The sequence below is a fragment of the Rhizobium sp. LEGMi-198b genome (assembly GCF_054114205.1).
On the sequence record NZ_JBSYVH010000002.1, the window covers coordinates 649,621 to 676,237 of the forward strand.

28 protein-coding genes are annotated in these 26,617 nt (G+C 60.0%); 10 read left to right on the forward strand and 18 right to left on the reverse strand.

The genetic code is table 11. The annotated features are described in order from the left end of the window. Positions 1–6: 6 nt before the first annotated feature. Together ACXHXG_RS09800 and ACXHXG_RS09805 are read right to left on the reverse strand one after the other, a co-directional pair. Entirely contained in the window at positions 7–690 is a 684-nt protein-coding gene (locus ACXHXG_RS09800) for a tetratricopeptide repeat protein (protein WP_104823813.1), read from the reverse strand. Positions 691–790: 100 nt separating this feature from the next. Beyond that, positions 791–1,372 (reverse strand): NnrU family protein, encoded by a 582-nt coding sequence (locus tag ACXHXG_RS09805; protein WP_457899157.1) that lies wholly within the window; start codon positions 1,370–1,372, stop codon positions 791–793. A 204-nt stretch (positions 1,373–1,576) separates the two neighbouring features. Here ACXHXG_RS09805 and ACXHXG_RS09810 point away from each other — a divergent pair, with 204 nt between their 5' ends. Continuing rightward, positions 1,577–2,563 carry a polysaccharide deacetylase family protein gene (locus tag ACXHXG_RS09810; RefSeq protein ID WP_457899158.1) on the forward strand — a complete coding sequence of 329 codons (987 nt, stop codon included), beginning with the start codon at positions 1,577–1,579 and terminating at the stop codon, positions 2,561–2,563. A gap of 146 nt (positions 2,564–2,709) precedes the next feature. Here the strand turns inward: ACXHXG_RS09810 and sbmA are convergent, their stop codons facing one another. Then, positions 2,710–3,975 carry a peptide antibiotic transporter SbmA gene (gene sbmA, locus ACXHXG_RS09815; RefSeq protein ID WP_457899159.1) on the reverse strand — a complete coding sequence of 422 codons (1,266 nt, stop codon included), beginning with the start codon at positions 3,973–3,975 and terminating at the stop codon, positions 2,710–2,712. A 420-nt stretch (positions 3,976–4,395) separates the two neighbouring features. Here sbmA and ACXHXG_RS09820 point away from each other — a divergent pair, with 420 nt between their 5' ends. Further along, a complete protein-coding gene (locus ACXHXG_RS09820) occupies positions 4,396–4,968 on the forward strand; it encodes a PadR family transcriptional regulator (RefSeq protein WP_104823816.1) in 573 nt (190 codons plus the stop codon). Between the two features lie 11 nt (positions 4,969–4,979). Here the strand turns inward: ACXHXG_RS09820 and map are convergent, their stop codons facing one another. The 10 genes from map to glpK form a co-directional block, all read right to left on the reverse strand. Further along, complete coding sequence (map, locus tag ACXHXG_RS09825; RefSeq protein ID WP_457899160.1) at positions 4,980–5,732, reverse strand: type I methionyl aminopeptidase; 753 nt, start codon at positions 5,730–5,732, stop codon at positions 4,980–4,982. Between the two features lie 40 nt (positions 5,733–5,772). Continuing rightward, positions 5,773–6,834 carry an LLM class flavin-dependent oxidoreductase gene (locus ACXHXG_RS09830; protein WP_457899161.1) on the reverse strand — a complete coding sequence of 354 codons (1,062 nt, stop codon included), beginning with the start codon at positions 6,832–6,834 and terminating at the stop codon, positions 5,773–5,775. A 175-nt stretch (positions 6,835–7,009) separates the two neighbouring features. After that, entirely contained in the window at positions 7,010–7,522 is a 513-nt protein-coding gene (locus ACXHXG_RS09835; protein WP_457899162.1) for a GNAT family N-acetyltransferase, read from the reverse strand. Positions 7,523–7,584: 62 nt separating this feature from the next. Further along, on the reverse strand, positions 7,585–7,998 hold the full coding sequence (locus tag ACXHXG_RS09840; protein WP_283046761.1) for a DoxX family protein: 414 nt from the start codon (positions 7,996–7,998) through the stop codon (positions 7,585–7,587). A 157-nt stretch (positions 7,999–8,155) separates the two neighbouring features. After that, entirely contained in the window at positions 8,156–9,412 is a 1,257-nt protein-coding gene (locus ACXHXG_RS09845) for an RNA polymerase sigma factor (RefSeq protein ID WP_104823821.1), read from the reverse strand. Further along, a complete protein-coding gene (locus ACXHXG_RS09850) occupies positions 9,409–9,783 on the reverse strand; it encodes a YciI family protein (protein ID WP_283046764.1) in 375 nt (124 codons plus the stop codon). The genes ACXHXG_RS09845 and ACXHXG_RS09850 overlap by 4 nt, the downstream gene beginning before the upstream one ends. Positions 9,784–9,861: 78 nt before the next feature. Next, positions 9,862–10,809, reverse strand: coding sequence for a S66 peptidase family protein (locus ACXHXG_RS09855; RefSeq protein WP_457899163.1), 948 nt, complete (start codon positions 10,807–10,809; stop codon positions 9,862–9,864). A gap of 51 nt (positions 10,810–10,860) precedes the next feature. Continuing rightward, positions 10,861–11,268 (reverse strand): OsmC family protein, encoded by a 408-nt coding sequence (locus ACXHXG_RS09860; RefSeq protein WP_104823824.1) that lies wholly within the window; start codon positions 11,266–11,268, stop codon positions 10,861–10,863. Positions 11,269–11,310: 42 nt separating this feature from the next. Further along, positions 11,311–12,120, reverse strand: a complete 810-nt coding sequence (locus tag ACXHXG_RS09865) for a membrane-anchored protein (RefSeq protein WP_457899164.1) — start codon at positions 12,118–12,120, stop codon at positions 11,311–11,313. A gap of 179 nt (positions 12,121–12,299) precedes the next feature. Next, positions 12,300–13,796 carry a glycerol kinase GlpK gene (glpK, locus tag ACXHXG_RS09870; protein ID WP_104823826.1) on the reverse strand — a complete coding sequence of 499 codons (1,497 nt, stop codon included), beginning with the start codon at positions 13,794–13,796 and terminating at the stop codon, positions 12,300–12,302. A gap of 236 nt (positions 13,797–14,032) precedes the next feature. Here glpK and ACXHXG_RS09875 point away from each other — a divergent pair, with 236 nt between their 5' ends. The 4 genes from ACXHXG_RS09875 (at position 14,033) to xdhC (ending at position 19,537) form a co-directional block, all read left to right on the forward strand. Continuing rightward, positions 14,033–14,809 carry a 3-hydroxybutyrate dehydrogenase gene (locus tag ACXHXG_RS09875; RefSeq protein WP_283046771.1) on the forward strand — a complete coding sequence of 259 codons (777 nt, stop codon included), beginning with the start codon at positions 14,033–14,035 and terminating at the stop codon, positions 14,807–14,809. Between the two features lie 70 nt (positions 14,810–14,879). Then, positions 14,880–16,349 (forward strand): xanthine dehydrogenase small subunit, encoded by a 1,470-nt coding sequence (gene xdhA, locus ACXHXG_RS09880; RefSeq protein ID WP_457899165.1) that lies wholly within the window; start codon positions 14,880–14,882, stop codon positions 16,347–16,349. A gap of 3 nt (positions 16,350–16,352) precedes the next feature. Next, positions 16,353–18,689, forward strand: a complete 2,337-nt coding sequence (gene xdhB / locus ACXHXG_RS09885; protein ID WP_457899166.1) for a xanthine dehydrogenase molybdopterin binding subunit — start codon at positions 16,353–16,355, stop codon at positions 18,687–18,689. A gap of 2 nt (positions 18,690–18,691) precedes the next feature. Beyond that, positions 18,692–19,537, forward strand: coding sequence for a xanthine dehydrogenase accessory protein XdhC (gene xdhC / locus ACXHXG_RS09890; RefSeq protein ID WP_104823830.1), 846 nt, complete (start codon positions 18,692–18,694; stop codon positions 19,535–19,537). Here xdhC and ACXHXG_RS09895 read toward each other — a convergent pair. Further along, complete coding sequence (locus ACXHXG_RS09895) at positions 19,513–19,713, reverse strand: hypothetical protein (RefSeq protein ID WP_104823831.1); 201 nt, start codon at positions 19,711–19,713, stop codon at positions 19,513–19,515. The two genes, xdhC and ACXHXG_RS09895, sit on opposite strands and share 25 nt — an antisense overlap. A gap of 81 nt (positions 19,714–19,794) precedes the next feature. On the opposite strand from ACXHXG_RS09895, the gene ACXHXG_RS09900 reads away from it, so the two are divergent. Beyond that, positions 19,795–20,712, forward strand: coding sequence for a LysR substrate-binding domain-containing protein (locus tag ACXHXG_RS09900; RefSeq protein WP_104823832.1), 918 nt, complete (start codon positions 19,795–19,797; stop codon positions 20,710–20,712). A 7-nt stretch (positions 20,713–20,719) separates the two neighbouring features. On the opposite strand, the gene ACXHXG_RS09905 is transcribed toward ACXHXG_RS09900, so the two are convergent. Then, positions 20,720–21,052, reverse strand: a complete 333-nt coding sequence (locus ACXHXG_RS09905) for a hypothetical protein (protein ID WP_104825168.1) — start codon at positions 21,050–21,052, stop codon at positions 20,720–20,722. 239 nt (positions 21,053–21,291) lie between these two features. Here ACXHXG_RS09905 and ACXHXG_RS09910 point away from each other — a divergent pair, with 239 nt between their 5' ends. The 3 genes from ACXHXG_RS09910 to ACXHXG_RS09920 are packed head-to-tail and all read left to right on the forward strand — an operon-like array spanning position 21,292 to position 25,021. Further along, a complete protein-coding gene (locus ACXHXG_RS09910) occupies positions 21,292–22,530 on the forward strand; it encodes a urate hydroxylase PuuD (RefSeq protein WP_457899167.1) in 1,239 nt (412 codons plus the stop codon). Then, positions 22,527–23,834 carry a guanine deaminase gene (gene guaD, locus ACXHXG_RS09915; protein ID WP_457899168.1) on the forward strand — a complete coding sequence of 436 codons (1,308 nt, stop codon included), beginning with the start codon at positions 22,527–22,529 and terminating at the stop codon, positions 23,832–23,834. Before ACXHXG_RS09910 ends, guaD begins: the two co-directional genes overlap by 4 nt. A gap of 47 nt (positions 23,835–23,881) precedes the next feature. Then, positions 23,882–25,021, forward strand: a complete 1,140-nt coding sequence (locus ACXHXG_RS09920; protein WP_457899169.1) for an alpha-hydroxy acid oxidase — start codon at positions 23,882–23,884, stop codon at positions 25,019–25,021. On the opposite strand, the gene ACXHXG_RS09925 is transcribed toward ACXHXG_RS09920, so the two are convergent. The 3 genes from ACXHXG_RS09925 to ACXHXG_RS09935 are packed head-to-tail and all read right to left on the reverse strand — an operon-like array spanning position 25,018 to position 26,615. Continuing rightward, complete coding sequence (locus ACXHXG_RS09925; RefSeq protein ID WP_457899170.1) at positions 25,018–25,758, reverse strand: metallophosphoesterase family protein; 741 nt, start codon at positions 25,756–25,758, stop codon at positions 25,018–25,020. The two genes, ACXHXG_RS09920 and ACXHXG_RS09925, sit on opposite strands and share 4 nt — an antisense overlap. A 3-nt stretch (positions 25,759–25,761) precedes the next feature. Next, complete coding sequence (gene uraH, locus ACXHXG_RS09930; RefSeq protein ID WP_457899171.1) at positions 25,762–26,118, reverse strand: hydroxyisourate hydrolase; 357 nt, start codon at positions 26,116–26,118, stop codon at positions 25,762–25,764. Continuing rightward, positions 26,115–26,615 (reverse strand): ureidoglycolate lyase, encoded by a 501-nt coding sequence (locus ACXHXG_RS09935; RefSeq protein ID WP_457899172.1) that lies wholly within the window; start codon positions 26,613–26,615, stop codon positions 26,115–26,117. The genes uraH and ACXHXG_RS09935 overlap by 4 nt, the downstream gene beginning before the upstream one ends. Positions 26,616–26,617 lie beyond the last annotated feature (2 nt).

A 26,617-nucleotide genomic window follows, 5' to 3' on the forward strand; every position in this document is an offset into this window, starting at 1 on the left:
TACCCTTCAGCCTTTAGCGACCGGTGCCTTGCCGGATGCGGTGATGAGATCGAGCAGCATCTGGGCGCGGTTGCCGACATTGCGCGGGCTCTGGGGATCGTCGACGATCGCCTGGAACCATTGACGCGCCTTGGCGAAATCGCCGGCCTTGTAGGCGGCAAGACCCAACACGTCACGTGCGGAATGCCGGAAAGCGTTTGCCGGCACGGCCAACTCCTGGGCCTCGGCGGCAACCTGGTCATACGTGCCCGTATCGACAAGCAGATAGGCCGCACGCAGGCGAGCCGCATCCCGGATTACGGCCGGAACACCGGACTCCTTGCCGATCGCCGAGAAGGCAGCAATCGCACCGGCCGTATCGCCCTTCTGCGCCTGCAGTGTGGCAGCGCGCATGCGCGCCAGCAGCGGATAGGAACCGCTGCCGCTCTTCTCGATGGTCGCCAACGCGGCCAGCGCTTCGTCCGTCTTGTTCTGATCCGCCAGCGTCAGCGCGGAAATGAACTGATCACCGCTGCTGCCGGCCTGGCGTCCTGACCAGTAGCGATAGCCGCTAAAGGCGGCCGTGCCGAGAACGATAAGCACGGCGCCACCGATGATAAGCCGGCCAAAACGGCGCCATACGAACCGCAACTGGTCCGAACGCAGTTCTTCGTTCACCTCGCGGATGAAGCTATCGTCGTTGAATGCCATTCTCGTCTCCGGCCCAGGCCAAAATATTGCAAAGAGCTTATGGGTAGTGGGGCCTTCTACTCCATTTTGCGGCCGTTGTAAGGGGGAATGGCAGAAATCGTCACATAACGAGCGGCGAAACCCCGATAATCCACTCGTGCAGCTTCCAAATGATCAATCCCCAGACCACGATACCGATGACGACGGCATAAAGATCATATTTCGCCGAAACGAAGGGCCGCAGCGAGATCTCGCCCGCACGTTCGCGCCGCTTCAGCGAGATCCGCATGATGACGCCCCAAGCCAGGAAGGCGGCAAACAACAGCATGGCTGCGCCATCGCCATTGGAAAGCAGATGCGCAAAGGCCCAGATCTTTACCGAAAGCACCATCGGATGCTTCGTCCTGACGGCGATATGGCCGGCTGGCAGCAGCGAAGCGACGAGACAGATCAGTGCAAAAAGCATTAGCAAAATAGTGATATGGCTCATCCAGAATGGCGGAGACCAGATCGGGGTCGAGTCGCGCGCTTGCCCGAAGCCGTAGATCAACAGAATCAGCGTGACGATGCTGGCAATCGAATAGCTGATCTTCCAGCCGCCCTCGCCGATGCTCGCGATCATCGAGCGACGGAAACCGGGTATCACGACGCGGATCAGATGAATGCCAAGGAAAAGAATGATGCCAAGGATCAGCAGTGACATGAGTGAAATCCCGTTCGTGTCTTATAAAGACACCAGTATCGACTATGGCGAAAAATTGCCAGCGGGACCGCAGCTTTGCCGCATTTGATCGGCACGGAGACGAGAAAGCCCGGCATGACCTCCGAACCGCAGGTTTGCGCAGTGAAAAGCGTGAAATGGATTGCGGATGAACTCGTGCCCACTTCAACAATTTTCGCGGTGCCCATGTTTCGTTTTGTCTCTTTCGCCTCCCTCGCCCTTTCCCTTGCCCTTGCCCTGCCCGCGATCGCCGAGGCCCAGGAAAAGCCGAAGCAATTGGTGATGATCTCTTTCGACGGCGCACATGACAATGCGCTGTGGACGAAGAGCCGCGAGATCGCGTCGCGCAACGGCGCGCATTTCACCTACTTCCTCTCCTGCACCTTCCTGATGAACCACGATCAGGCCAAGGCTTATCAGGCGCCGGGACAGAAAGCCGGCAAATCGAACGTCGGCTTCGCCAAGAGCGACGACGACGTGCGCACGCGCATCGCCAATATCTGGGGCGCGCATCTCGAAGGTCATGATATTTCCAGCCACGCCTGCGGCCACTTCGATGGCAAGAAGTGGACATCGGCGGACTGGCAGCAGGAATTTATGAACGCGCGCATAGCGCTGCGCGACGCCTGGAAGAACGTCGGCGAAGCGGATAAGGAGCCGCCGGGCTGGCAGGAATTTGCGACGAAAGACGTCAAAGGCTTCCGCGCGCCCTATCTTTCGACCAGCGACGGCCTGGTGCCGGCCGAAAAAGCCATGGGCTTCCAGTACGACGCCAGCCTGGTGACAAAGGGGCCGTCTTTGCCGCAAGTGGTCGACGGCATCTACCGCTTCGGCCTGCCGCTGATCCCCGAAGGTTCCGACCACCATCTGGTGATCGGCATGGACTATAATCTCTATGTCCACCATTCCAAGGGCGTGGAAGACAAGGCAGATTCCAAGGCGTTCGAAGACCGCACTTTCGATGCTTTCGAAGCCGCCTTCGCCAAACAATATGAAGGCGACCGCATTCCGGTGCAGTTCGGCTTCCATTTCGTGGAAATGAACGACGGCGCCTATTGGCGGGCGCTTGACCGCTTCGTCAGCGACGTCTGCCATAAGGACGGCGTCGCCTGCGTCAGCTATTCCGAGGCGATCCCATTGATTGCGGCGCGCGGCAAGCAGCAGCAGGGGTGAGGAGCGATTGGGCGAGGCCCGAGCGAAGCGAAGGGCCGGCGGCGCGGCAAACGGAAGCTCCTCGATTATCCTTCCAACCTGGCGCTCCACTTCCCTGCCACTGTCATTATTGAAAAGGCCCCGTTTCCGGAGCCTTTTTTTATTCGTCAGCCGTCCGCGTGGATGACGCCAGCTTCGCGCTCCAGATAGCTCTGGTCGATCTTCGGCAGCGGCTCGTCATCGATCGCCGCTTCGAAGGCCTTGAGGCGCTTGTGGATTGACAGGAGCTCGATGATCGTCGTCCAGGAATTGACGAGATACTGGAACGAGTTGCTGACCTGACCGAAGGCGGTCGCGATCTGTTGGTATATGCCGTAGGTGATCGCGCCGGCGACAAAAGTCGGAACCAGCATGAACAATACGAACATCGAGTCGGCCTGCAGATAGAAATAGCGGGCGACGTTGAAATAGACGTAGTGGAAGTAAATGCGGTAATAGTTCCGCCTGACGTTCGCGAAGAGCTCTCCGACGGTCGCCGGCTGCGCACGCTCGCCGTTATCTTCGCCGTAGACGAGCTCCTTGCGGTAAGCTGCTTCCACACGCTGGTTCTTAAAATTCAGGCCGGGCAGCTTGATGCCGGCAACCGCCAGCAACACCGTGCCGAAAGCCGACCAGAAGAGCGCCAACCAGAAGAGCGAATGGGAAATCTTGCCGATGATCGGCAGTTCGGTGACATAGCTCGAAAGCGCAAGCAAGATCGGCAGAAAGACGATCAGCGTCATCACCGAGTTGATCAGGCTGATGCCCAATCCTTCCAGGGTGCTGGAAAAGCGCATCGTATCTTCCTGCACGCGCTGGGAAGCACCTTCGATGTGGCGCAGCTTTTCCCATTTCGACATGTAGAAGCTGTTCATCGCCGTACGCCAGCGGAAGATATAATGGCTGGTGTAGAAGTCCGTCAGGATGGAAACAAACATGCTGAGGAAGGCGATCTGTGCGAAGATTATCATCAACGTGTAGAAACTCTCCACCGTCACCCCAGGCTGCTTCGTAAGCGCAGCCTGCAAGAGGTCCCCGAACGGACGGCGGAAGTTATTGACGACGACGGACACTTGGACACCGAAATAGGTGACCAGAATAATCAGCGCCGAGCCCCAGATCGACCAGAGCTTCCAGGGATGATCCCAGGCTTTGATGTGCCATGCCCCACAGAAAATCGCGGTGCATAAAAAGAAAAACCCGTAGAACCAGAGATTCCCCCACAACACGAAATAGCTGAGGTCATAGGGCTCCTGCCCTTCTGGGGGCATGACGAAACCCAGATGTGTCCCCAAATCGGAAAGAGACGCATACCAGACTGCTATGCAGAGGATCGTCCAGACCACCATCGAGGTGAAGAACAGCTTTGGCTGGGGGAAGAAAGAGTGAAACACGGGAGGCAAGCTTTCTTGATTGGGTCAGCGACCGCAATGACGTTTATTCGCGGCGAACCTAAGGCACTTCGCTAGAGGCGGCAACCGGCCTTGGCTATTCTTACATAGATGTAATCGCTTATCCCATGATCGTGATGCGATTGTTCAGCCGCGGTTTCCCATTTTAGGAAGGCCAACCTGTCGCCGTTCAGAGATCCGGCAACCCCTTCACAGCAAAAATCCCGCGCCCTCTTGCAGAATTATATCTTACGATATATGTCTTACGACATGACGAACGATATAAACCCTCATCATCGAAGGAGAAACATAATGAGAGGCTTTAGAGATCGCATGTGCGGCGATAGCTTTGACAGCATCGAGGCATATATCCTACGACATGGCGAGAGCCGTGATTCACACGGGAGGCACAGGAGAGACTTCATGAGAGGCTTCAAGGGCGGCATGTTCGGCGGCGGTTTTCGCACCGGCCGGAAATTCGATGCCGCTGATCTGCAGCTCATCATTCTCGCCCTGCTTTCCGAGCAGCCACGCCATGGCTATGAACTGATCAAGACCCTGGAAGAACGCTCCGGCGGCTTCTATGTGCCGAGCCCCGGCGTCATCTACCCCGCCCTTACCTATCTGGAAGAGACGGGCCTCGCCGAAGTGGAAGCGACCGGCACGAAGAAGCTTTACCGCATCACCGAAAGCGGTCAGAAGCGCGTCGAGGAAAACCAGGCGCTGGTCGAGGCGACGCTCGCCAAGCTCAGCGCGATCGGCGAGAAGATGGCGCATGTCCGGCGCGTCTTTGGCGGCGAGGAACCCGGCGACGATGAAGGTCGTGAAGGCCCGTTCGGTCGGGATGCCGGTGATGTTCACCTCGCACGTCAGCTTCTGCGCTCGGCACTTCGCTCGAAATATCCATGGAGCAAGGCTGAAGGCGCGCGCATCGCGGCCATTCTCGAACGCGCCGCCGCCGATATCATCCGCGGCGAGACGAAGTCGGAAGACTGAGGTCTAATCCCTCAGTTGTCCGCCAAGGTCAGGATCATCGGTCCGTTGCGGGTGGCGACGACGGTGTGCTCGAACTGAACCGTGGGCGCGCGCGGATCGGCATAGAGCGTCCAGGCATCGTCGCCGCCCTCCGCCCAACTTGCGCCGAGCGACAGGAATGGCTCGACGGTGAAGACGAGACCGTCCTGCATGATGCGGGTCTCGTCGGGATCGGCCCAGGTAGACACCTCCGCCGGTTCCTCATGCAGCGAACGGCCGATGCCGTGGCTGGCGAGATTGGCGACCAGCGTATAGCGGTTCTTCTGGGCGAAAGCGCCGACGGCGTGGCCGATCTTCGAGAACGGCGCGCCGCTGCGCACCTGGTTCAGCCCGACCCAAAGCGCCCGTTTGCCATCGCGGCAAAGACGCTCGATCTTCGGCTTGACAGGCGGCACAGCAAAGGACGAGCCGGTATCGGAGAAGAAACCATCCTTCTCCGCGGAAACGTCGAGATTGACGAGATCACCGGCCTGGATTACCCGCGGACCAGGAATGCCGTGCGCCACTTCCTCATTGACGCTGATGCAGGTGGAGCCGGGAAATTTGTAAACAAGTTCCGGCGCCGAGCGGGCGCCGGCATCGTCCAGCACCTTGCGGCCAATATTATCGAGTTCCAGCGTGGTGATGCCCGGCTCCAGCGCCGCCGCCATCGCCTGTATGGCGTTGGCGCAGATGCGGCCGATCTCTTTCAGCTTGGTCAGTTCGTCGTCGTTCGAGATGATCATTCAAAGCTTCCGGCTGGCATGCGTCCGTTGAGACAAGCACTCAAGCCGTCGCTTTCGCCTCTTCGCTTTCTGCAGTCAATGCCTTTCTGACCAGCGGTGCGACTTTCGTGCCGTAAAGTTCGATGCCGCGCATGATCTGCTCATGCGGCATCGTGCCGATCGCCATCTGCAGCAGGAAGCGATCATTCTTGAACAGCTTGTGATGAGCGATGATCTTCTCGGCAACGACTTCGGGATCGCCGACGAAGAGCGCACCATGCGGCCCGCGCGATTGGTCGAAATGCGCCCGGCTTGTCGGTCCCCAGCCGCGCTCGCGGCCAATCCGGTTCATCACCTCGGCCTGCGGGCCATAGAACTGATCGGCGGCGGCCTCGGTCGTATCGGCTACGAAACCGTGAACATTGATGCTGGTTTTGAGCTTGGCTGCATCCTGCCCAGCGCGGCGGGCAGCCTCGTGGTAGAGATCGATGAGCGGCGCAAACCGGCGCGGCTCACCGCCGATGATGGCGAGCGCCATCGGCAGGCCAAGAGCCCCGGTGCGCGCGACAGACTGCGGCGTGCCGCCGACCGCCACCCAGATTGGCAACGGATCCTGCAGCGGTCGGGGATAGACCCCTCGCCCGTGAATCGGCGCGCGGAGTTCGCCCGTCCAGTTCACCTGCTCGCTCTCGCGGATCGCCAACAGCAGATCGAGCTTTTCCTCGAAAAGCTGGTCGTAATCTTCGAGATTATAACCAAAGAGCGGAAATGACTCGATGAACGAGCCCCGCCCCGCCATGATCTCGGCACGACCGTTCGAAATGAGGTCGAGCGTCGAGAACTGCTGGAATACGCGCACCGGATCGTCCGAACTCAGCACCGTCACGGCGCTGGTCAACCGGATATTGTTCGTCTTTACCGCAGCCGCCGCAAGGGCGACGGCCGGAGCCGATGCCGCATAATCCGGCCGATGATGCTCGCCAAGCCCGAAGACATCGAGACCGACCTGATCGGCCAGCTCGATCTCCTCGATCAAATTCTTCAGGCGACGCGCCGCGTCCGCACCCTTGTTGAGAGCAGGATTGGTATCGACGTCCGCGAAGGTATAGAGACCAAGTTCCATGATAAAAATCCCATCTGTCGTTGACGGACGAAATAGGAAGACGAGGCTGATACCGCAAATATGAATTGTCGAACGGTTTGTTCGAGAATGTTGATACCAACCTCTAATTCGAATCTGAATTCAACAGCTTGCCTGTCGCTTCGGAATCGACCTCGAAAGCCTTTGATGTTGAACATCAAAGGCGCGGATCGTCGGCCAGCAAAGCCCAGCGTTCATGATCGCACCAGACGCCGCCGATCCTCAGATATTTGGGTGAGAATCCTTCCTTACGGAAGCCAAGCCTTTGCACCAACGCAATAGAGGCATGGTTCGCGGGCTGAATATTGGCCTCCAGCCGATGCAAGCCGATATCGTCGAAACCATGGGCGACCGCCAGCCGCAATGCCTCGGTCATGAAACCCTGGCCGGCAAAGGCCACCATGCCGTGATAGCCGAGAAAGGCGCTGCGGAAACCGCCCCATACCATCTGGCTGATATTGACCACGCCGACGATACCGCCCGAACCGGCATCGCGCGCGACGAGGCCGATGTTGGATCCCGTAACGGTCTGCCCGAACCAGGCATCGAAGCCATCGCGATCCACAAAGGGATAGGCCCATGGCGCATGGTAAGCGCGGCTCTCGACATTCGCCGCGATCAGTTCGCCGGCGTCGGACTGCCTGACTGGTGCGATGGTGACTTGCGGCATGGCTCGCTCCCCGAACGGATAAGGCAGCGAGGCATATCAAATCTATTCTAAATTCAACAGCTTCAACGCATGAACGGAATCATTTTCCGAACCGCTTCATAACGAAGATAAAGCCCACCCCAGGCGATGATGCCGAGATAAAGGCCGAACAGCAGGTGCGTGAACACGGGGCTGCCCACTCTCAGATGCGTCGCCATCGCCCCGCCAGACAGGCCGGTGAGGAGGATCACCCCGAGGACAGATGTCGCCGGAATGGCATAGAGCAGAGCGCAGAGGAGCGTGATGGCGCCAAGCAGCCGCGCCAAAGCCGGATCGGCGGAATAGCCGAGCGCCGCCATGGTCTCCGTAACCACAGACAAAGGAATGAGCTTGATCGCGCCGTCGAAAACAAGAAAGGCGATAACCAAGCCGCTGAGGATCATGCCGGCCACACGCTGCACCCGCGAGCTGGATGGTGATTCTGTCGCATAGAACATTGCTCTATCCCCCGGAATTGAATCAGGAATTCAGATCTTCGCCGCCAGCGCCGTCTGTTGATCGGTGCACTAGCCCGTTTGAAACAGCCTGATCGGCCTGTGCCTCAAGGACGCTGACAGCAGCCTCCTTCCGACATGGAAGAGCGGATTTTTCTGATTATTTTGCAGTTGCCGGAGCAGGCACGGCCAGGCGGTCGAGCTGATGACGGATATGGGCCGCTTCGGCAGGCGAGCGGGCAAGCGCGATTGCACGGTCGAAGGCCAAATGCGCCTCGTGCGACCGGCCCAACTGCGCAAGCAGACCGCCCCGAAGCCCATGAAAGTAAAAATAGCAATCGAGTTTATCCGCCAGTGCCTCGACCAGTGCCAACGCCTCCTCTGGCCCTTTAAGCTTGGCGATGGCGACGGCGCGGTTTAGCGAAACAACTGGCGACGGATTCAGCCGCTCCAGAGTCTGATAGAGCAGATCGATCTCCGCCCAATCCGTATCCTCGGCCCGCTTGGCGCGCGAATGCAGCGCGGCAATGGCGGCCTGAACCTGATAGGGGCCGGGTCGGCGATGGCGGATTGCCTTGTCGAGCAAGGCAAGCGCCTCGTCGATCAATGTGCGGCTCCAGAGCGACCGGTCCTGATCCTCCAGCAGGATGATCTGGCCGTCTGCATCGAAACGGGCGGCATTCCGCGATTGTTGCAGCAGCATCAGCGCCAGCAGACCCATGATCTCGGGTTCCGCCGGAAAGATGCGCAGCAACAGCCGCCCCAACCGGATCGCCTCATCGGCAAAGGCAGACGCTTCGCGGCCCGGCCCACCGGCGGAGTAACCCTCGTTGTAGATGAGATAGATCATGGCGCTGACGAGCGCCACGCGCTCGGCCCGCTCGACCGCACCCGGCGTCTCGAAAGGTACACCGGCGGCCGCAACACGCGCCTTGGCGCGGGTAATGCGCTGCTCCATCGCACTTTCGCTGACAAGGAAGGCACGGGCGATCTGGGCCACCGTAAGACCGGAGACGACGCGCAGCGCCAGAGCGATCTGCTGCGTCGCCGGCAGATCCGGATGACAGCAGATGAACAGCAACCGCAGAATATCGTCACGATAGTTGGAGCCGTCTAGCCGCTCAGCGAGATCGCTTTCGGCGTCACCGGTATCAGAGATCACCTCCTCGTCCGGCAAGCCTTGCGTCTTCGACTGTTTGCGCACAGCATCGATGCCGCTATTGCGGCCGACGAAGATCAGCCAGGCGACGGGATCACGCGGCGGCCCCTTATCCGGCCATGTCTTCAATGCTCTGAGGCAAGCTTCCTGAAACGCCTCTTCGGCAATATCGAGATTGCGGAAGTATCGCAGCAGCGCACCGAGCACCTGCGGCCGGGCGTTGGTGAATGCGATATCGATCCAGGCGAGGTCCGTCATGTTGCGATCGTCCCCGGTTTAAAGACATAAAGCGGACGAATTTCATAAGAGCCGGCGCCCGGGTTGGCGATGGCGAGTTTCTTTGAAAATTCAATCGCCTCGTCGAGTGTCTCAAAGTCGATGACATAAAAGCCGAGCAATTGTTCCTTCGTTTCCGCGAAGGGCCCATCGATGACGAGCGGCTCGTTCTTGCCCTTGCGCAGCGTCGTTGCCGCCGTCGTCGGCATCAGGCGGGCTACCGGACCGAGCTTGCCGGCTTCGCCAAGCGGCGCCTGCACCGCCCGCAGCCGGTCCATCGTCGCCTGCTCCTCCTCCTTGGACCAGGAAAACACGGCGTCTTCGTCGTTGTAGCATAGGATCGCATAGAGCATGAGGACCTCCTTCTCATCTAAGACGAGGGAGTATCGCCCGCGCCGACAAGCCGCGTCAAAAAATTATCGCGGCAAAAACTATGTATCGCCGCGCCGGATCGTCAGCGTCCCCGCTTTTGCATCGAGAACGGCGGTCGCGCCGATCGGTACGTTCAGCGGGCTGTGCCCATGCCCAAGCGGCAGGCCGCCGAGGACCGGCACGCCGAGCGTATCGAGATGCTCGCGCAGGATATCGATGACGGAGAAGCGGCGATCGAATTCGAAGCCGGTGAACTGACCGATCGCGATGCCTGCCAGGTCGTTCAAATGCCCTGCCTTGCGCAACATCGTCAGTTGTCGGTCCACCTGTCCGCGGTGCATGTTGACAGCTTCGAGCAACAGGATGGCGCCGTGCAAATCCGGCAAGGCCCAGCCGGCCGCAGTTGCGACCATATCGAGATTGCCGCCGATCAATCGTCCGGCAACCGTGCCTTCGGTCGTCAAGGCCGACGTGGGTTCGTGCGGGCGCGAGCGGATGACGATATCCTCTGAAGTCATCACCAACAGGCGAAGGGAATCGCTGGTTTCGACGCTGACATCCTGCTCGTCGCCATGAATGAAAAGCGCACCATGCACACCAACCTGCCGGCAGTGCTTCCACAGGCTCAGATGCAGTATGGTGATATCGCTGAAACCGACGAGAAACTTCGGATCACGCCGCGCTGCGTCGAAATCCAGGCGGTCGGCGATGCGGTAAGAGCCCTTGCCGCCGCGCGTGGTAAAGATCGCCCGGACCTCGGGATCACGGAGCGCCGCATTGAAATCCGTGAGCCGCTCCTCATCCGTTCCGGCAAGATAGTCGCGCTTACAAAATGCATGCTCGCCGAAATCGACTTCGAGCCCCCAGCCCCTCAGCGTCTCGGCCTGCCTCAAAACGAGATCCCTGTCGGGCGGGCTTGCGGGCGAAACAAAACGGATTTTATCGCCGGGCCGGAGCAGCGGCGGCGTCAGAACGTGATCGATTTCGGCGCGATCAGGTGATTCCATGCCTGGATTTTGCCACGGAACGATGCCCGGCGTCAGCCTTCGGTCCCGCGTTTACGCAGCCGCCTCGATTGCGACCGGAATTCCCCTCTTCAGCGAATTGCTGACCATGCACCGGGCCTTGGCCTCGTCGATGACCGGCTGCGGATTGGAACCGTCAAGCATCTCGCATGACACCGTCAGTGTCGCAGCTTTGGTAAATGACAGATCGCTTTCCAAGTCGACACGCACGGAGATCGCGATTTTTCTCAACTCGACACCCATATCGGCGGCGATGTACTGCAGGTCGTTGTAGAAACACCCGCCGATCGCCAATCCCAATAATTGGGCGCCATTGAAGCCGAGCCCCTGCCCGCCGGCACGGCCTGGCGGACGGTCGACGACAACGGTATGGCCGCCGGCCCAGCCCAATGCCGCCTGCGTATCCTCCACATTGCGCAATTCAACGGTCACGGACACCATGGCCGATCTCCTCATTCGTCAGTAAGACGAATGATTGCGCGATTAACGCAGCGATGGAGTCAAGAGAGTAGCCCCTTTGGAGGCCTGCTCCGCGGCATTTGCGGATGCCTGCGCCTGTTGCCGGGCCGACGCCTTGCCTTCCCATAATGGCAATCCGAGGGATGCCGATACGGTTGGATCGGCGGTAAAGACCGGATAACCCCGCTCCATCAACCGCAGCAAAATTTCCCGATCCCTTTGAATGTGCAGCCGGGCCAGATTTGCCTGGTTGTAGATGTGCCCGCCGGAATCCGGATTGATGCCGGTAATGATCACCGCAGTAGCGCCGTTATAGAGGGCGAAAAGTACCGCATTGATGCCGTTCGAACATTTATCGTCCGCACCCAGTTCGCTGCATTTGACCCCGCCGACGCGGTCGAGAAGCGCCATGCGCTTGTAGCGATCGACGATTTCAAGACTGTCGTAGCGATAGTCGAAGGCCTTCAGCCCTTTCTCCAGCCGCTCGAGGCCTTTTCGCCAAAGCAGAATGTAAAGCTTCTTTGTCCGCTGGCCATTGAGGACGCGGCGGACTTCGACGGCATTCGTATTCGTTCCCTCGATCTGGTTGAATTGAACGAAGGTAACGTCTGGCACGTCGATGCCCCATGCCTTTGTGACGACCTGCGAGCCATTGATGGTGATGACCTTGAAGGTCCCGTCGAAATCCGCGGGCTTATGCGACACCGGCGCCGATCCGACCACGAGAACGGGTCCGGAAAACGGCTCGATAAGCGTCGGAGGTTTCGGCCGGCAAAGCCAGTATTTGACGCTTCGATAAAAATGTCGCTTCAATTCCGTAGGATTAACAGTCATGCCTCGCCTTGATGTTCCCAAAGGGCTTTCATCGAAAAACAGTCGAATCCAACCCCATTCGGCAGCGGACTGCCGACCCATTCGCGCGGTGCACTATCGCTGCTTCGACTTACATTAGGAAAATAAAAATATCTTACATAATCAAACCTTAGGTGATCCATCGGCCGCTTTTACAGCGCTCACCTCGTACTCAATGTGCGCGCCACCGCGTCTTTCCATCCCTTGAGCTTTGCGCTTCGCGTTTTCTCGTCCATATCCGGCTCGAAGCGACGGTCGCGGGCCCAGGCCTTGGCAAAGCTCTGACGGTCCGGCCAGACGCCGGCGCGGCTGCCGGCAAGCCAGGCGGCGCCAAGTGCGGTGGTTTCCAGGATGATGGGACGGTCGACCGGCGCGTCGAGCAGGTCGGCGAGCCGTTGCATCGTCCAGTTAGAAGCGACCATGCCACCGTCGACTCGCAGCACCGTCTCCCGGCCACTGCCATTGCGCCAATCCTTGTGCATGGCGTCCAGCAGGTCGCGCGACTGGTAGCAGACCGCCTCCAGCGCGGCGCGGACGATTTCCGCCGGGCCGGTATTGCGCGTCAACCCAAAGATCGCGCCGCGAGCATCCGGATCCCAATGCGGCGCGCCGAGACCGGTGAAGGCCGGCACGAGATAGACCTCCTGCATCGGATCGGCCTTTTCCGCCCAACCATCGGAATCGGCGGCGTGCTTGATCGCCTTCAGTCCGTCGCGCAGCCATTGCACGGCCGCTCCCGCGATGAAGATCGAGCCTTCCAGTGCATAGGTCGTTTCACCGTTCAAGCGATAGGCGATGGTGGTCAGCAGGCGGTTTTTCGAACGCACCATGTCCGTGCCGGTATTGAGGAGCGCGAAGCAGCCTGTGCCGTAAGTGGATTTCATCATGCCGCGCTCGAAGCAGGCCTGGCCGATGGTCGCCGCCTGCTGATCGCCGGCGACGCCGAGAATGGGGATTGCCGCTCCGAAGAGCGCTTGATCGGTGACGCCGAAATCGGCCGCGCAGTCTTTCACCTCCGGCAGCATCGCCGCGGGAACGCGCAGGATCTCAAGCAGGTCCTCGTCCCATTCATTTTTGCCGATATTGTACATCAGCGTCCGCGAGGCGTTGGTCGCATCGGTGACGAAACTCTTGCCGCCGGTCAGGCGCCAGATCAGGAAGGTGTCGATGGTGCCGAAGCAGAGTTCGCCCTTGGCGGCACGCGCGCGGGCGCCTTTCACATTGGCAAGCATCCACGAAAGCTTCGTGCCGGAGAAATAGGGATCGAGCAGCAGTCCGGTATGGCGGGTGAAGAGCTTTTCCAGATCCTGCCGCTTCAGCTTCTCGCAATAGCTCGCGGTACGGCGGTCCTGCCAGACGATGGCATTGTGGATCGGCTTGCCGGTCGCACGGTCCCACACCACGACGGTTTCGCGCTGGTTGGTGATGCCGAGAGCGGCGATGTCCTTCGCGGTGATGCCGGCAGCCTCGATCGCCTTCTTGACAGTCGAAACGACGGAAGCCCAGATTTCCTCCGGATCATGCTCGACCCAACCCGGTTGCGGATAGTGCTGCGTGAACTCCTTCTGGTCGACACCGGCAATCTTCATGTCACCGTCAAAAACGATAGCCCGCGTCGACGTTGTCCCCTGGTCGATCGCCAAGACATAACCGCTCATGCATTCCTCCCGGATTGTTCCCATCTCGAAACAACAGATACGGCAGCAAAACGAATGTGAAAAGAAAGCAAAACGAAATTTTTGCCGAAAATTCTTTATTCCAGCTCGCGAATATATGAAGCGAACTGTCGCAAAAGAGTCTTGCTGCGGTGCGATTGCCATGTCCGGCGATTTGGGACTAACCTCAAAGCCGCTATTGCGCTGCAACAACAGCCGCGCCGTCCAAGGAGAAAATCATGGCAAGAACAGTCGTTGTCACCGGTTCTACAAGCGGTATCGGCCTCGCCATCGCGACCGCTTTCGCTGCGAAAGGTGAAAACATCGTCCTCAACGGCTTCGGAAAGCCCGAAGAGATCGATGCGATCAGAAACAGGCTCGAAGCCTCGGGCGGCGGTAAGGTAATCTATCATCCGGCCGACATGACCAAGCCCGCCGAAATCGCCGACCTAATCGCGACCGCCAATTCGACCTTCGGCAGCGTCGACGTCCTCGTCAACAATGCCGGCATCCAGCATGTAGAAAAGATCGAGGACTTTCCGCTCGAGAAGTGGGACCAGATCATTGCAATCAACCTGTCGAGCTCGTTCCACACGATGCGCGCCGCCATTCCGCTGATGAAGGGAAAGAAATACGGCCGCATCATCAACATCGCCTCGGCCCACGCCCTCGTCGCCTCACCCTTCAAGTCCGCCTATGTCGCGGCAAAACATGGTATTATGGGTTTGACCAAGACTGCGGCACTCGAGCTTGCCGAATTCGGCGTCACCGTCAACGCCATCTGCCCCGGCTATGTCCTGACCCCTCTTGTCGAAAAGCAGATCCCGGATACGGCCAAGGCGCGCGGCATGACTGAAGAGCAGGTCAAGAACGAGGTCATCCTCAAGGCGCAGCCCACGCATGAATTCGTCAAGGCCGAAGAGATCGCGTCATTGTCGATCTATCTTGCCAGCGACGATGCACGTCAGGTCACCGGCACGCACGTCTCGATTGACGGTGGCTGGACTGCGGAATAACCATACAAGGTTAGGGCCGGATGCGCTGGGGCGTGTCCGGCTCTAGAAGACCAAAATAATTGGGAACGACATGAACGACAGCATCCGCTTTATCCTCAACGGCGAGGATATTTCAGTTTCCAGCCTGCGCCCGACTGAGACGCTCCTCGACTTCCTGCGTCTCAACCGGCACTTGACGGGCACGAAAGAGGGATGCGCGGAAGGCGATTGCGGCGCCTGCACCGTACTGGTCGGCCGGCTGATCGATGGCGGATTGCGCTACGAGTCAGTTAATGCCTGCATCCGTTTCGTCGGATCGCTGCATGCCACCCATGTGGTCACTGTCGAACATCTGGCCGCCAAGGATGGCACGCTGCATCCGGTGCAACAGGCCATGGTCGACTGTCATGGCTCACAATGCGGTTTCTGCACGCCGGGTTTCGTCATGTCGCTTTACGGCCTGTGGCTTTCAACCGAAAATCCGAGCCGGGCACAGATCGAAAAAGCCCTGCAGGGCAATCTCTGTCGCTGCACCGGTTACGAGCCGATAGTCAAGGCGGCCGAACAGGTAAGCCAGGCGCGCCCGAGCGCTCTCTTCGATCCTCTTGAAAAGACCAGAGCCGACATCATCGCCCGTCTCTGGGCCATGCAGGGCGGCGATACCATCACCGTTACCTCGGGCGAGGATCGCCTGATCGTGCCGGGCTCAGTCGCAGCGCTTGCGCAAGTGTTGGCCGACGAGCCGAAAGCGACCGTCGTTGCCGGCTCTACCGATGTCGGCCTCTGGGTCACCAAGCAGATGCGCAAGCTCGACCCCGTCGTCTTCATCAACCATCTGACCGACTTGCAGAAGATTATCGTGGAAGACACCGGCCTGACTATCGGTGCCGGCGTCACCTACAGCCAGGCGTTTGCAGCCATGGCCGAAAAGATCCCGGCAGTCGCGAGCCTGATCGACCGCATCGGCGGCGAGCAGGTACGCAACATGGGCACGATCGGCGGTAACATCGCCAACGGCTCTCCCATCGGCGACACGCCACCACCGCTGATCGCGCTCGGCGCGACCGTGAAACTGCGTTCCATTACCGGCGCCCGCACCTTGCCGCTGGAAGACTTTTTCATCGATTACGGTAAGCAGGACCGCAATCCCGGTGAATTCGTCGAAAGCGTCTTCGTGCCTTACCCGGCCGAAGGCACTTATTTCGCCGTCTACAAGATCACCAAACGCCGCGATGAGGATATTTCTGCCCTCTGTGGCGCTTTCCATTTGGCGTTGGATGCGGGCGGCAACGTCGCCGATATCCGCATTGCCTTCGGCGGCATGGCCGGCACACCGAAGCGCGCCCGCACGGTCGAAGCCGAACTGATTGGCAAGCCTTGGACGGAGACGACGGTCGAATCCGCCCGCGCTGCCTTCGACGCCGACTACACGCCGCTCACCGACTGGCGCGCCTCAGCCGAATACCGGCAGTTGACCGCCAAGAACCTGCTCATCCGCTTCTATCTCGAAACGGCCGGTGCGCCGCAGGAATTGAAGCGTTTCGTAACGGTGGAGGCTTAAAACATGGACAAATCCACCTTCGAAGAACGCAAGATCATCAGCGGCTCGATGCATGCTTCCCTGAAGCACGACTCGGCGCACAAGCACGTGACGGGCGCCGCCGACTATATCGACGACCTGCCGGAACCTGCGGGTCTGCTGCATGGCGCACTCGGCCTTTCCGACCGCGCCCATGCGGAGATCGCCGGCATTGATCTCTCCGCCGTGAAAGCCTATCCGGGCGTCGTCTGGGTATTCACCGCCAAGGATATTCCCGGCGTGAACGACACAAGCTCCAATGGCATGCATGACGAGCCGCTGCTCGCCGAGACCAAGGTCGAGTTCCACGGCCAGCCGATCTTCGCTGTCATCGCCGAAACCCGCGATGCGGCCCGCCGCGCCGCGCGCCTTGCCAAGATCGACTATCGCGATCTGCCCCATTGGAGTGACATCGACGGTGCGCTCGCCAATGGCGCGCCGTTGGTCTACGAGCCGATGACACTGAAGCGCGGCGAGCCGGAAACCGAGATGGCCAATGCCAAGCACCGCATCAAGGCGCAGATGCGCATCGGCGGCCAGGAGCATTTCTATCTCGAAAGCCACATCGCCATGGCGATCCCCGGCGAAGACGACGAAGTCGCCGTCTGGTCGTCCACCCAGCACCCGAGCGAGATCCAGCACATCGTCGGCCATGTGCTCAACATTCCGTCCAATGCCGTCACCGTCAACGTGCGTCGCATGGGCGGCGGCTTTGGCGGCAAGGAGACACAGGGCAACCAATTTGCCGCGCTCGCCGCCGTCGCCGCCAAAAAGCTTGGCCGCGCCATCAAATTCCGCCCCGACCGCGACGAAGACATGGCCGCCACCGGCAAGCGCCATGACTTCCTGGTCGATTACGAAATCGGCTTCGACGATGACGGCCGCATCCACGCTGTCGACGCGACCTATGCCGCCCGCTGTGGCTTCTCCTCCGACCTCTCCGGGCCGGTCACCGACCGCGCGTTGTTCCATGCGGATTCGAGCTATTTCTACCCGCATGTGCATCTCGTATCGAAACCGCTGAAGACGCACACTGTTTCCAATACCGCCTTCCGCGGCTTCGGCGGCCCGCAGGGTATGGTCGGCGGCGAGCGCTTCATCGAAGAGATCGCCTATGCGCTGGGCAAGGACCCGCTGGAAATCCGCCGTCAGAATTTCTATGGCCAGCCGGGCTCCGGCCGGACGTTGACGCCCTATCATCAGGAGGTGGAGGACAACATCATCCACCGCATCGTCGACGAGTTGGAAGAATCCTCCGACTACCAGGCGCGACGCAACGCCATCATCGAGTTCAACCGCTCCAGCCGCTTTATCCGCAAGGGCATTGCGCTGACACCGGTGAAATTCGGCATCTCCTTCACCATGACCGCCTTCAACCAGGCCGGCGCGCTGGTGCACATCTATCAGGACGGCTCGATCCACCTGAACCATGGCGGCACCGAGATGGGCCAGGGCCTCTACACCAAGGTGGCGCAGGTGCTGGCCGACAGTTTTCAGGTCGATATCGACCGGGTGAAGATCACTGCCACGACCACGGGTAAGGTACCGAATACGTCGGCGACCGCGGCCTCCTCCGGCTCCGACCTCAACGGCATGGCAGCCTTCGACGCCGCTCGCCAGATCAAGGATCGGCTTGTTGCCTTCGCTGCCGAGAAATGGGGCGTCGCTGCCGAAGAAATACAGTTCCTGCCGAACCGGGTGCGGGTCGGCGACATGGAAATTCCTTTCCCGGATTTCATCAAACAAGCCTATTTCGCTCGGGTGCAGCTTTCCGCCGCCGGCTTCTACAAGACGCCGAAAATCCATTGGGACCGCAAGGCAGGACGCGGCACGCCATTCTATTACTTCTCCTATGGCGCCGCCTGCTCGGAAGTCTCAATCGACACGCTGACTGGCGAATATCTGATCGACCGCACCGATATCCTCCATGATGTCGGCCGGTCGCTGAACCCGGCGATCGATATCGGTCAGGTCGAAGGCGCCTTCGTGCAGGGCATGGGCTGGCTGACGACCGAAGAACTCTGGTGGGATAACAAGGGACGGCTGCGCACGCATGCGCCTTCGACCTACAAGATCCCGCTCGCCTCCGACCGGCCGAAGATCTTCAACGTCCACCTTGCCGAATGGTCCGAAAATGCCGAGGCAACCATCGGCCGCTCCAAGGCGGTCGGCGAGCCGCCCTTCATGCTCAGCATCTCGGTACTCGAGGCCCTGTCCATGGCCGTCGCAAGCGTCGCGGACTACCGCGTCTGCCCGCGGCTCGACGCGCCGGCAACGCCGGAACGGGTGCTGATGGCGGTCGAGCGGCTGAAAGGGATGTGACGATGGCTGTCCGCGAAGTGCTTTCCGGTGTCATACCCAGGAGCGACTTCCGCGCATTTCTCGCGACACGCCCCTCCTCCATACTCATCGAGATCATCGGAACGCAGGGCTCAACGCCACGCGAGGCCGGAACCTTCATGCTCGTTTCCGAAAACGCCATCTGGGGCACGATCGGTGGCGGGCAGTTCGAATTTCTGGCGATCCAGAACGCCCGGGATTTACTGGCCGGCAATGGCGCGGAGGTGATGGACATACCGCTCGGGCCGGAAATCGGCCAATGCTGCGGCGGTCGCACGCAACTGCGCTTTCAGAAGATGACGACGCGATTGCTCGAAGAGCTTGAAGCCAAGCGGGCGACCGAAGCGGAACACCGACCGGAGACCTATTTGTTTGGTGCAGGCCATGTTGGGCACGCTCTGGCCGCCGCGCTCGCCCCCCTGCCCCTTTCCGTAACGGTGATCGAGACCCGTAAGGAGGAACTGACAAACCTGCCGGCGGAGACGAAGACCGTGCTTTCACCAATGCCGGAAGCGCTGGTGCAGGAGATTCCCGCAGGCTCAGCCATCGTCATCCTGACCCATGATCACGCTCTCGATTTCCTGATCGCCAAGGAAGCGCTCGCCCGCACCGATCTCGCCTATGTCGGCATGATCGGCTCGGCGACCAAGCGCGCGACCTTCTCCCACTGGCTGACTCGCGAGGGCGGCGACAAGGCCTTGCTCGATCGGCTGACGCTGCCGATCGGCGGCGCTGCCGTGAAGGACAAGCGCCCGGAGGTTATCGCCGCCATGACGGCCGCCGAGCTGCTGACGGCCTTCGCGGCCTACGCCATCCGATCATCTTCGTAACGCGGCTCGCGCCCGTCGAGAAACCCGAGGTCGCGCTTGAGCCGATCGGGCATCTCGTCCAGATCCAGCCGGGACGAAGGCTCCATGCCCCCTGTGAAGACCTGCGCCAATGTTTCCAACATACGGGCCAAGGCTGACGGCCGGGCATTCATCTCTTCGACGGCATAGCAATCCATGACGATACCTCAAATCAATCGATGATGTGGATTGCAGTTTGCCGCCGAAAATGCTGAAATTCCAATCGAACAACCGTCTGTATGCATCAAGAGAACTTATCCATGAAACTGTCGAAACGGTTTCCGCTGAATGCACTGCGCGTCTTCGAGGCCGCCGCCCGGCACGGCAGTTTCACGCGCGCCGGCGCTGAACTCGGCATGACGCAGACGGCCGTCAGTTATCAGATCAAGCTTCTGGAAGAGAATGTCGGCGAGCCGCTGTTCCTGCGGCGGACGCGCCAGATCGAGTTGACTGAAGCCGGCGGGCGATTGGCGCCGAAGGTGACCGAAGCCTTCAGCATGCTGCAGGAGGCCATGGCTTCGGTCAGCGGCGATGCCGAAACCACTCTCCTCATTCATTCGACACCGACCTTCGCCTCGCAATGGCTTGCACGCCATATCGGCTCATTTCAACTGCAACATCCAAATGTCGCGGTACGGCTCGCCACATCGGACGCGCTCATCGATTTTTCCCGTGAGCCTTCCGACATCGCCATTCGCAACGGGCGGGGAACTTGGCCGGGGCTGCGGGCGCATTTGTTGATGAAAATGAACTTCACGCCGATGCTGAGCCCAGCGCTGGCAGCCAGCATCGGCGGCGTCCACACGCCGGCCGATCTTCTCAAACTTCGGATTATCGATGCCGGTGATCCCTGGTGGGCACAATGGTTCGAAGCGGCTGGAGTTCCAGATCCCGGCCTGCAAGGCCGACCGAGAAGCAGGCTTGGGGCGCAATCCTTCGAGGCAAGCGCCGCCATTGCGGGACAAGGCGTCGCCGTGCTGACCCCTGAATTCTATGCCGACGACCTAGCAGCCGGCCGGCTTGTCCAGCCCTTCGATATCCTCTGCAATGACGGCTCAAACTACTGGCTTGCCTATCCCGAAAACAGACGTCATACGCCAAGAATCCGGGTTTTCCGGAATTGGATACTCGGCGAGTTCGGCATGCCGTTGGAGTGAGTGCTGCTCAATAGGCCATATCTGGCGCATAGAAGCAGCGCGGCGTGTTCTCGTCTGGGAAAAGGCAGAGGTGGTAGGCCCCATCCGGCGAACGCATCGTCTTGCGCTGTGGCAGCGTGAAGATATGCGCATGCGTCACATAGCGATGATCGCCGGGATAGAGCGTGATCCGATAGCCGCCCGGGATAACGGTAACCGTGCGCGAGGGGATCATCTCGCAATCACCGGTCTTGCTGTCGCCGTTGCAACAATAAGGATCGTAGGACCAGCCGGAGGGCGCATCATGCGCCATGGCGGAAGTTGCAAGAAGGAATAGTGCAAACGCCAGTATACCACGCATGGGCAAATCTCCGACGATGCGGCGAACCAGGGGCTCCGCTGCCCACCGATCGCCGACGACGCTGAAAAAAGCGTCCAATTTTGATCTATCGCGAAGTCGGCGCTCGGCAAGAGCGACGGCGTGTCGGTCACGGAAGTGTGTGATCCTAGCACGAAAAGCGGTCCCTCGACCAAACTCCCCTTCCCTCTGCGCCCAACATTTTGCAAGGTATCGAGTCGGAGGAAGAAAAGGGGACCTGAATGTATGAATACGCCATCGCGTGGGAATGGCTGGCCTTTGCTGCCCGCTGGTTCCACGTCATAACCGCCATTGCCTGGATCGGTTCGTCTTTCTACTTCATCGCGCTCGATCTCGGGCTGGTGAAGCGTCCGCATCTTCCGCCCGGCGCCTATGGCGAGGAATGGCAGGTGCATGGCGGCGGTTTCTACCATATCCAGAAGTATCTCGTGGCTCCCGCGCAGATGCCGGAGCATCTGACCTGGTTCAAATATGAGAGCTATTTCACCTGGCTCTCCGGTTTCCTGATGCTCTGCATCGTCTATTACGGCGGCGCCAATCTCTTCCTCATCGACAGGCACGTGCTCGACGTCAGCGTTCCCGTCGCGATCCTGATCTCGCTGGCTTCGCTGACCGGCGGCTGGATCGTCTACGACCTGCTCTGCAAGTCGCCGCTCGGCAATAATACCTGGGGGCTGATGGTCGTGCTCTATGCCGTCCTCGTCTTCATGGCCTGGGGCTATACGCATCTGTTCACCGGCCGCGCCGCCTTCCTCCATCTCGGCGCCTTCACGGCGACGATCATGTCGGCCAATGTCTTCATGATCATCATTCCCAACCAGAAGATCGTCGTCGCCGACCTGATCGCAGGCCGCACGCCGGATCCGAAATACGGCCGCATCGCCAAGCAGCGCTCGCTACACAACAACTACCTGACGCTGCCCGTCATCTTCTTCATGCTGTCGAACCACTATCCGCTGGCCTTCGGCACCGCCTATAATTGGATCATCGCCGCTCTGGTGTTCCTGATGGGCGTCACCATCCGCCATTGGTTCAACACGATCCATGCCCGCAAGGGCCGGCCGACCTGGACCTGGATCGTCACCGTCGTCCTCTTCATTGTCATCATATGGCTTTCGACGGTGCCGAAGATGCTCACCGGCGAGAAGGATGCCAACGTCGTCGCACCCGCATTCCAGCAATTCGCATCGGATGCGCACTTCCCGGCGGTGAAGCAGATGATCTCGACGCGCTGTTCGATGTGCCACGCCGCCGAGCCGGCTTTTGAAGGCATTGCCCGCGCACCGAAGGAAGTGATGCTGGAAAACGACGCGGAAATCGCTATGCATGCCCGCGAGATCTATATTCAGGCAGGCCGCAGCCACGCCATGCCGCCCGGCAACGTCACCGATGTGACGTCGGAGGAACGCAAGCTGCTGGTTGCCTGGTTCGAAAGCTCCGTCGGAGAAAAAGACCAATGACTACCCTTTTGCGCGGCCGCCTGCTCTCCTTCAAGCGCGCGCCGCAGAGCCTTGATGACACGGACAGCTACTCGTATGAAAGCGATGGCGGCCTGCTGATCGAAAATGGCATCATTGCCGACGTCGGTCCCTATGCGGAGGTCAAGGCGAAAGCGCCGGCACACGTTGCCGAAGTCGACCACCGCCCGCATCTGATCCTGCCGGGCTTCATCGACATGCACCTGCATTTTCCGCAGATGCAGGTGATCGCCTCCTATGCCGCAAATCTTCTGGAATGGCTGAACACCTATACCTTCCCCGAGGAATGCCGCTTCGTCGAAAGCGCGCATGCGGAGCGTATCGCCACCCATTTCTATGACGAGTTGATCCGCCATGGGACGACGACGGCAGTTGCCTATTGCTCCGTGCACAAGACCTCTGCGGATGCCTATTTTGCCGAAGCCATGCGACGCAACATGCGCATGGTCGGCGGCAAGGTGATGATGGACCGCAACGCCCCGCAAGGCCTGCTTGACACACCGCAGATGGGCTACGACGAGACCCGCCAGGTGATATCAGACTGGCACGGCAAAGGCCGCAATCATGTCGCCATCACCCCGCGCTTCGCCATCACGTCAACGCCTGAGCAGATGGAGGCGACGGCTGCGCTCGCACGCGAATTTCCCGATCTGCACATTCAGACGCACCTCTCCGAGAACCACGACGAGATCAAGTTCACCTGCGAGCTCTATCCCGACGCGATCGACTACACGGACATTTACGCCCACTATGGGTTACTCGGTCCCAAAAGCCTGTTCGGCCACGCGATCCACCTTTCGGAGCGCGAAGCCGACGCCATGAGCGAAGCCGGCGCTATCGCCGTCCACTGCCCGACCTCCAACCTCTTCCTCGGCTCCGGCCTCTTCCCGCTGAAAGCACTGGCGCGACGCGAAAAGCCCGTCCGCATCGGCGTCGCCACCGATATCGGCGGCGGCTCCAGCTATTCCATGCTGCGCACCATGGACGAGGCCTACAAGATCCAGCAGCTTCTCGGCGAACGGCTGAACCCGCTGGAAAGCTATTACTACATGACGCGCGGCAACGCCGAAGCGCTCTCTCTCGTCGACAAGATCGGCACGCTCGACACCGGCACCGAAGCCGACCTAATCGTCCTCGATGCCGCCGCTACGCCGGCCATGGCGCTGAAGATGGAAGTGACGAAGAGGCTTACCGAAGAGCTGTTCCTGCTGCAGACCATGGGCGACGACCGCGCCGTCGTCGAAACCTATGTCGCCGGAAAGCCGATGAAATCGATCCTGCAATGAGGCAATCCGACCCCGCCGCACGATAACCTTCCAGAGGGCAGACAGCCATGACCGCGCCGCTTACCATCGCAGAACTGAAGAAGCTCGCTCAGCGGCGCGTCCCGAAAATGTTCTACCAATATGCCGATTCCGGTTCGTGGACGGAGTCGACCTATCAGGCGAACGAGGCAGACTTCGCCAAAATCAAACTGCGTCAGCGCGTTCTTGTCGACATGGCGAACAGGTCGCTCGCAACCACCATGGTCGGCCAGAAAGCCTCCATGCCGGTGGCACTGGCGCCGACAGGCCTCACCGGCATGCAGTACGCCGATGGCGAGATGCTGGCGGCACGCGCGGCGGAGGAATTCGGCATTCCCTTCACGCTCTCGACCATGAGCATCTGCTCGATCGAGGACATCGCTTCGGTGACGAAGCAGCCCTTCTGGTTCCAGCTCTACGTGATGAAGGACCGCGATTTCGTCCTGAACCTGATCCATCGTGCCAAGGTGGCGAAATGCTCGGCGCTGGTGCTGACCGCCGACCTGCAGATCCTCGGCCAGCGCCATAACGACATTCGTAACGGGCTTTCGGTGCCGCCGAAAATGACGGCAAAGAACATCTGGCAGATGGCGATGCGACCGGGCTGGTGCATGGGCATGCTGAAGACCAAGCGCCATTTCTTCGGCAATATCATCGGTCATGCCAAGGATATTTCCGACATGACGACGCTGTCGCACTGGACCCATTCGCAGTTCGATCCCAAGCTCTCCTGGAGCGATGTCGCCTGGATCAAGGAGCAATGGGGCGGCCCGCTGATCATCAAGGGCATTCTCGACGTCGAGGACGCGAAGGCGGCCATCGACACCGGCGCCGACGCCATCATCGTCTCCAACCATGGCGGCCGGCAGCTCGACGGCGCCCACTCCTCCATCAGCATACTGCCGCGGATCGTCGATGCCGTCGGCGACAAGATCGAGGTGCATATGGATGGCGGCATCCGCTCCGGCCAGGACGTGCTCAAGGCCATCGCGCTCGGCGCCAAGGGCACCTACATCGGCCGTCCCTTCCTTTATGGCCTCGGCGCCATGGGCAAGGAGGGCGTGACGCTCGCGCTTGAGATCATCCGCAAAGAGCTGGATATTTCCATAGCGCTCTGCGGCAGGCGGGATATCAAAGCCGTGGATCGGTCGATCCTGGCCGATCTCTAGCGCAACCAGCCGGTCGCCAGGCCACTCGCCCATTCCGCGCGGCCATTCTGCGCCGCCAGCTTCGCCATCGCCATGTGATCATAGGCGACCTGCCGGAAGACCGGCAGCCAATGATCGCCTGTCCTTTCCAGAATGGCGTAGGAGGCGAAGGGGTGGCCGGCTTCTACCTTATGAAAATAGGGCAGATCGTCGTCATAGGCGGGGCAGCCGACGCTGCCGGGATTGACGATCAGCCGACCGCCGGAAAGCCTGACGACACGCGGAATGTGGGTATGCCCGCACAGGATCAGCGGAAAATCGATGCCGGCGGCCAGTGCCTCGATTTCTTCGAGCGGCTTCAAATAGACGTTGCCGTCTGCCGAGACCGATTCCAGCCAGTAGACGTTATCGTCCGCTGGGGTTGCGTGGCAAAGATACACCGCGTCTTGATAGACGGCGCTAAAGGGCAAGCCGCGCAGCCAATTGAGATGATGCTCGCTCAGTTCCAAATGCGCGGCCCTGTCAGACACATGCATCGCCTCCGGCGCCTGGTCGATCAGGTACCGGTCGTGATTGCCACGCACCGTCACCGCATTCAGTTCCAGCAGCATATCGGCCGTCTTACCAGCCGTCAGCGGCCCGCTGAAGCAATCGCCCAGATTGACGATATCGGTAATGCCCTGCTTCCAGATATCCTCAAGCACCGCTTCAAGCGCTAGATGATTGCCGTGGATGTCCGCGATGGCAGCAAAACGCAAGTCTCAGCTCCCGCGATAGGTGGAATAGCCGTAGGGCGAGATCAGCAACGGCACATGGTAGTGCGCTGTCGTATCGGCGATGCCGAAACGGATGGGCACGAGATCGAGGAAGGCCGGCTCCGGCAGCTTGGCGCCGCTTGCGCGAAGATAATCTCCGGCCCGGAACAGCAATTCATAGGTGCCGGCGACAAAACTGTCGCCGATCAGGATGGGACCGCCGTCCACGCGCCCGTCGGCATTGGTCGTAACCGTCTTCAGATGCGTGCGGGCATCGCCCTCAATCCTGAAGAGATCGATCACCAGGCCTTCGGCCGGCTTGCCGAGTGCCGTATCGAGCGCATGGGTAGTCAGTCCGGTCATAGCGTCGGTGCTCCGATGATGAAGGGCGCGTCGAAGAAATATTCTTCCAGATTGTTTCCCGGCCCATCACGATCCACGATGAGGAAATCGCTCTGCTCGCCGAGCGCCATCAGCGGATAATGCCAGGCATTGATCCGATAGTTCACACCCTGGTCACCTCGCGCCAGAAAGACCTGCGGCCTGCCGGGCTTGCCGCCCTCATCCTGCGCGACGACGACGAGGAATGGTCGGCCGTTGAGCGGCATGAAACTCTGGCTGCCGAAAGGATGACGCTCCATCATCTCGATCGTAAAGGGAAAGGCACGCGGCTGGCCGCGAAAGAGATTCAGAATAACCCGCGCCCCATCGCCAATGGCCTCGGCGCTGGACAGTGCATGGAAGCGCTCCGTCGTGCCGCCATTGATGTATCGCATCGTTGCCGGATCGGCCTCGATCACATCGCCGAACGGCGCGAATGCAGCCTTCGTCAGTGGGTGAATTTCAAGATGCTGTGTCATTC